This window comes from Mesorhizobium sp. M8A.F.Ca.ET.208.01.1.1 (assembly GCF_004791315.1).
Taxonomy (GTDB): Bacteria; Pseudomonadota; Alphaproteobacteria; order Rhizobiales; family Rhizobiaceae; genus Mesorhizobium.
On record NZ_SRUT01000018.1, the window covers coordinates 38230 to 44229 of the forward strand.

At 61.0% G+C, this 6000-nt stretch carries 6 protein-coding genes and 1 pseudogene; 2 read left to right on the forward strand and 5 right to left on the reverse strand.

The window, feature by feature from the left end; all coding sequences use genetic code 11:
- Window positions 1-48: 48 nt before the first annotated feature.
- The 3 genes and pseudogenes from EN851_RS33875 to EN851_RS37480 all read right to left on the reverse strand — a co-directional run.
- Window positions 49-2132: pseudogene (locus EN851_RS33875) on the reverse strand (mechanosensitive ion channel family protein); the annotation flags it as partial.
- 126 nt (window positions 2133-2258) lie between these two features.
- Complete coding sequence (locus tag EN851_RS37475) at window positions 2259-2726, reverse strand: DUF1214 domain-containing protein (protein ID WP_245464257.1); 468 nt, start codon at window positions 2724-2726, stop codon at window positions 2259-2261.
- On the reverse strand, window positions 2636-3028 hold the full coding sequence (locus EN851_RS37480) for a hypothetical protein (protein ID WP_245520873.1): 393 nt from the start codon (window positions 3026-3028) through the stop codon (window positions 2636-2638). Before EN851_RS37480 ends, EN851_RS37475 begins: the two co-directional genes overlap by 91 nt.
- Window positions 3029-3078: 50 nt before the next feature.
- On the opposite strand from EN851_RS37480, the gene EN851_RS33885 reads away from it, so the two are divergent.
- Window positions 3079-3705, forward strand: a complete 627-nt coding sequence (locus EN851_RS33885) for an alpha/beta hydrolase (protein WP_245520874.1) — start codon at window positions 3079-3081, stop codon at window positions 3703-3705.
- A 50-nt stretch (window positions 3706-3755) separates the two neighbouring features.
- Entirely contained in the window at window positions 3756-4028 is a 273-nt protein-coding gene (locus tag EN851_RS37485; RefSeq protein WP_245520875.1) for a hypothetical protein, read from the forward strand.
- Between the two features lie 328 nt (window positions 4029-4356).
- On the opposite strand, the gene EN851_RS33895 is transcribed toward EN851_RS37485, so the two are convergent.
- Together EN851_RS33895 and EN851_RS33900 are read right to left on the reverse strand one after the other, a co-directional pair.
- Window positions 4357-4566: a hypothetical protein gene (locus EN851_RS33895; protein WP_135931014.1), complete on the reverse strand. Its 210-nt coding sequence runs from the start codon at window positions 4564-4566 to the stop codon at window positions 4357-4359.
- Window positions 4567-4612: 46 nt separating this feature from the next.
- Window positions 4613-5776 (reverse strand): porin, encoded by a 1164-nt coding sequence (locus EN851_RS33900; protein WP_135931015.1) that lies wholly within the window; start codon window positions 5774-5776, stop codon window positions 4613-4615.
- Window positions 5777-6000: the final 224 nt, after the last annotated feature.

Here is a 6000-nt window from a genome sequence, read left to right on the forward strand (position 1 = left end):
GCCAAGTCTCGCAGTGGCGTTGTCACAAAGCGGGCCGGATTCGGAAGTGCCATCAGGCGCCGGGTTTGCCGCTAGCTCTTAGCCTGCTTCATCTTGAGTAGTTGCTGCGCGGCGGCCGCGTTGTCGCCGCCACCCTCCACATGCACGGTGGGAACGGCGAGCTTGATGCCGTTCTCGTCAAATGCCTTCTTGATCATCATGAACGCTCGCCGCTTGATGCCGAACTGACCTCCCGGCTTGGTCATCAGCTTCATCCTGATGTCGATCCCGGAATCGCCAAAACTGTCGACACCTTGCATTTTCAGCGGCTCGATCGTATCGGCCGCGAACTCAGGATCCGCGGCCAGCTCCTGACCGATCTTCTTGATGAGCCTGCGAGCGAGGTCTATGTCAGAATCGTAGGTGATGCTGAGAGCCATCTTGTCCATCACCCAGTCACGGCTCATGTTCTGGATGGCGCCGAGCTGGCCGAACGGCACGGTGAAAATTGGGCCGCGGTGATGCCGCAGCCTGACTGATCGCAGGCTGAACGATTCGACGGTGCCCTTATAGCTGCCGCTCTGGATATACTCACCGACACGGAAAGCGTCGTCGAGCATATAGAAAACGCCGCTCAGCACGTCCTTGACCAGTGTCTGCGAACCGAAGCCGATAGCGACGCCGAAAATGCCCGCGCCGGCGATCAAAGGTGCAATCTGCACGCCCAGTCCGGACAGGATTGTCAGCACTGCGACGGCCGCGATGAAGACAGCAAGCACGTTGCGGAATATCGGCAGCAGCGTACGCAGCCGGCCGCTGCGGGCAAGGTCGTCCGCGCTTGACCCGTCTTTTGACGCGAGCTCCATCCGATAAGCGATCAGCGCCTTCGCCAGCTGCCACAGCAGATCCGCTACCAGGAGGATGATGATGCTATTGAGCAGGCCCGAAATCACGATCGCGCCTGTTTCACTGCCGGCAAGGGCAGCTGCCCTGATGCGCCAGACATAGGCGAGCCAAGCGACCGCCGCGCCAATCATCGCTGCCCTGGCTCCCCTGACGATCAGCACGTTCAGCATGATGCCGAGGGCGCCGCTGCGCTGCGCTCTGCTGGCGAAGGCCTGTGCGACGTTGCCAACCCCACGCACCGCCACCGGCAATAGCAGCGCATAGAGGCCGAGCCACAGCACGCCGAGCAGTCCTGCCACCCAGGCCAGCCAAAGCGCGATCAGATAGAGCGTCAGCAGCGAATGCCTGGCAGCGGAAGCTGCGCTGCCCGGCCGCCGCCAGACGATTTCGATGGCGATGGCCAACATGCCCAGGCCACAAAGCAGGGCAACCACCCGCGCCACGTCGACCGAGAAACCGATGCTCGGCATGAGGCTGACCACGGCCCAGCCAAACAGCAGAAAGCCGGCGATGAGGCTCACGCGCCGAAGCCAGAAACGCTGCGCGGTCGAGTTTGCAACAGGAACTGTTGTCAGCGTCTCATCCGGCGTCCTGCTCTCCGCGCCGGCGAGTCCAAACAGCAACCTGACAATTGCGCGGACGACACGCACGGCGATGAAGGCGAGCAGCAAAGTCAGCACGATGCGGCGCAGCAAAGGCGGCCAGTCGAACGCGAGGAACGAGCCGATGGCTGCCAGAGCAAATGTCAGCAAGGCAGCGACCTCGGACAGGGCTGCCTGTCCGGGATCAATTGTTGGGTCAGAACCGCCAGGCGACAAAGCCCGGCGGACCAGCCACTCGGCGCCGAAGCCGACGACAGTCAGCACTGCCAGGATCAGGATCACCAGCCCGGGCCTACCTGAATTCACGTCGCGCGAGACGACGCCGGCGGCGTTAGCTGCCTCCTGCGGGATGCGAGGAATGGCATCGGTGAGCGCGACGAGACGTGCGCGAACGGCCAGCTCCCAGTTCGAGATTGCGTCGGCCAGCGATGCGGCAGACGGTTCCTCGGCGGCTACCGGTATCTTTCCTTCGAGCCATACCTTGACCTCCGGATCGGACAGCAGGTCGAGGAATTGCCGTGCCTTTTCGGGCGGCACGCCGTCTGGAGGCTGCTGGGCCCAGGAAGCTCCAAGGAGCACCCAAAGGAAAATCGGAATGACGGCCGACAGTAGAAGACCAATTCGAGTGGGCAGTGCATTGCTCATCGAGCGCTCCGGCAAGTTTCGATCGACAGTACGACCAGACGTTCCCGCAATCGAACGAACCATGCCGGATCGAACGCGGAACCCTGCTACTTGACCACCTCAAACTCGCCCGGCCGCCAGGTCTTGTCAAACCAGGGTTCGAGCGGGCCATAAAGCCGAAGAATCGGATACCATCCATCCCTTCCCGGCGACGGTCTGGACCCAGTTCGCCTCTTTACCTTCAGGGGCCTTCGGGCCGAAATAGAGATCGACCGAACCGTCGGAGTTCTCGGCGAGCTTGTCGCGCTTGTTGTTCTTGCTCGGGAAGGTCTGGCCCGTCTCAAGCTCCGAGCGCGTCTGCGGATCGCCGATCACCACGGACCAGAAATCCTTGACCGGCGGATTAGCGGGAATGTGGAGGCTGTACGTCTTGGCACCGTCCAGATAGTCGCCGTTCACGTCGGTTGAGGCATAGGCGTATTGGGAACCGACGCCGATCATTTTCTGCACCATGGCGGGCGTGTTCACCGTCGCCTGGTAGAAGAACATGGTCCTGGAGTCGAGATTGCGGCCGCCCTCGCCGCCGTCCCGGAGCCATTCATAGCTGCCGTCCACGAAGCCGCGTTCCAGGAGCTGTTTGGATAGAGTTGGGCGCCGTCGAGGCGAGGGCGGAAGGCCAGCGCGCGGGCGGTTGCGTTGCCGATAGCGAGCGCTTCGACCTGCAGCTTCTTCATCCGCTCGTCCGGCGCGAAGGGCTTGCCCTTCTGGATGCCGATGGAGGCAAACAGGCCCAGCATTTCCGGATCGAGCATCGAACTCGGCTCACGCTCGATGACCGTGTGAAGCTCTTCATAGAACTCGTAGTCGATGGCGTGGATGGTGTTCACCGGCTTCCGCGATCCGCTGATGAATTCCATCTTCGGCGGGTTATCGCGTTTGGGCCTCGCGGGGCAAGACGCTGGACTGCGTGTACGACAACAACAGCGCGACCATCGCTCGCGACGGATTGGAGCGGACGCTGCGCCTTTTGCTGGCCAGCGATGCCGATGAAATCAACGTCCTCGCGCATTCGATGGGCAACTGGGTAACCGTCGAGGCATTTCGGCAAATCGAGATATCGGGAAACCTCACTTCCGCCAGCAAGCTTGGTATGGTGATACTCGCCGCCCCCGACATCGACGAGGACGTATTCAAATCGGAAATGCAGCGAATTGGGAAACCAAAAAAGCCGTTTTTGATCATTGTCTCGCGCGACGACAAAGCATTGGGTCTGTCGAGGCTTATCGCTGGCGGCAAAGATCGGATTGGGGCGAGCAGCAACACGGCGGAACTCGCAGAACTCGGCGCGATAGTCGTTGACTTGTCTGATGTGAAAGCCAACGATGCGGCCAATCACGGCAAGTTCGCCCAAGTCGCGGAAATTGCGCCGGATCTTCGCAAGGCCCTGGCGCAGGGTATTCCAGATCAGGAAGAGGGCGGGCTGGCCGGCGCCACGACCCGCGTTCTTACTTTACCCGTCGCGGCGCCGATAAAGATCCTGACGGCCAATAGCGCTTGCCGCAGGTATTTGACTTATAGAGAGGATGAACGATGACAAGACTTAGCTTGAGATTGGCCGGTGGTGCGGCTGCGATCGCCGTCGCCATGATTTTTGGCGGACTGATCGACACAGTTGTTCCGCTCCCCTCTTTCGTCGGCGACGCGCAGGCGCGAGTTGGCCATCCGCTCACGCCCGGCAGCGTCGCTGGCGTTGCGAGGCGCACCACCCGCCGAACAATCCGTCGGACGAGTATCTACGTGAACAGCCTCCCGGCCGCATGCGTGAAAACCACCGTCTACGGCCCCGTACTGTGGCACTGTGGCGGCAGGTATTATCAGGCCTCCAGCGGGCGCTACGTCGTCGTCAACATACAGTGACTTTGGGTGGCTTCTGGCAATAGTGCTCCCGGACAGGCGCGATGCGCCTGTCCGTTGGGGCCGTGCCAGCCTTCTGCGGTCCCACCGTCCCAGTTTGCGCCGAAGGAGCCCCATTTGTTCCGGAGCGCAGCGCTGTTGCTGATCACGGGACGTTCACGCGCGCCTTTCGCTCCTGGGCGGGGATGCCGCCGAGGAGCTTCAGCCGGCGATCCGAAACGGCCACTAATTAGCACGATAGGTTTGTCGGGCTTCTTGCTCTCGTAGCGCGGAGAAAAGTCGAAGATCCCGCGAGGCAACAGCTTTGATGATCGTGTTTACATCGAACCGATCAAAATTCACGTGTAACCCACAGGAAGTCCGTCGTCCCTTTCAAATCGGCACCCGGAATAAGACCGACCGCGCCGTTGAGCGCGACATGTGTGCTAAGCGCATCCACTTCCGTGCCGATCGTCCACTTTTCCGCGGGCTGATAGATCAAATTTACGCCGTATCGCTTCGTTCTGATCGAGGGGTTGGTCGCGAACAGGTCGAGATTCACCGCGACATAGCTTACGAACGCGTTCGACTCCCATTTGTCCGACCATTCATGATGGTACGAAGCAACCCTGTATCGGGCCGACGGTGGGGAAGCGCGCGGCGAAAGCGGCGGCGTCGGCTTCGGTGCCAAGGAAAGCAGGCGCGTCTACCGAATAGGCAAGGCCGGCGCTAAAATTATCGTCTTCACCGGCAAATCTAACCGGCGCCGTAAGGCCGGCTGTCGCTGCCCAACCGAATCGGCTGCCGGCCGACAAATCGAGCAAGCGCGCGGCCGGCGTCTCTTGCCGACGAGCGGCCGCCGAAACCTGCATGATCCAGTCGTCTTTTTCGTAATGGAGCTGCGCCGTGAAATACGGCGGCGTCTTGGGGAATTCCCAGGTGGTTGCACCGCGGCTGGTCGGAGGACCGGCCTCAACCGCCGCAGAGGACGATAGATCGTCGGTGATCTCGTATTTGTAGGAAGCCAGATAACTGCTCAGCGACGGCGACGACGCGGTGAACTGGAAATCGCCCGACCAGGCGTTCATGAGGGATTCAGCGTAGCCAACTTTTACCCCCGCGTATTCGATTGTTGCTTCGGACAAGGTGGACGCTGCGTCGAAACCATCGTCGGAGTTATAGCTCCAGGAAGTACCGAAGACGAACTTGAACGGTCCTGATCCCGTCAGCCGCGCAGCCGCAAGGCGCAAATCCGCTTCGGAGCTGAAAGTCCGGGCGGTTCTTGAACCAGGTCCCAAATGCGGCTCCGGAGCATTGGTGTGTTGCAGGGTGCCCTGCAGGCTTCCGGATAGATCGTAGCAAACGCCGTTGACGAGGTAGCGATGCGACCCCGTGCCATCGGTTGCGCTGAGCGGTTTGCTTTCCGAGCCGGACCCGCCGACATCGATGTCGCACACGGCGCTATCTTCTTCGTCCTCGTCCTCGCCATCGTCCTGCGCGAAGGCCGGCGACAACAAGCGAAAGAGACACAAGCAGATCATGCAGAAGCGGCGAACGTGGCGCCCAAATACTACCTCGCCGGAGTTTTGGCGCAGTCCCATGGATCCCGACACACCGTCATGCGACTTGTTTGCGTCAACGGATGAGCCAGGCGCACGTAAGACGCCCAGCTTCCGCCGGCCCTCTTTGTCATCCTGCGGAAGGCTTGCAGCGTTCGAGAACGACCGTGCCACGGGCGCAACTGGCGGCGGGTTCCGCTTGCCAATCAGCATGCCGGGCTTGGCACACGCCAGAGCAGGAAGCGAACGGCCCGAACCATGCCAGCGTTCTCCTTCAATCGACGCGTCACTCGTATTCTAAAGCAAAAAGCGTCAGATGCCGCCGCCATTGTCATATTGCTCTTCGGCAATGTCACGCTCGTCCAGCCAGTGTTCCAGGGTATCTACCATCTCTTCGGCCGACTTGCCGAGCGTCTTGAGATGGATCTCCGGTTTCT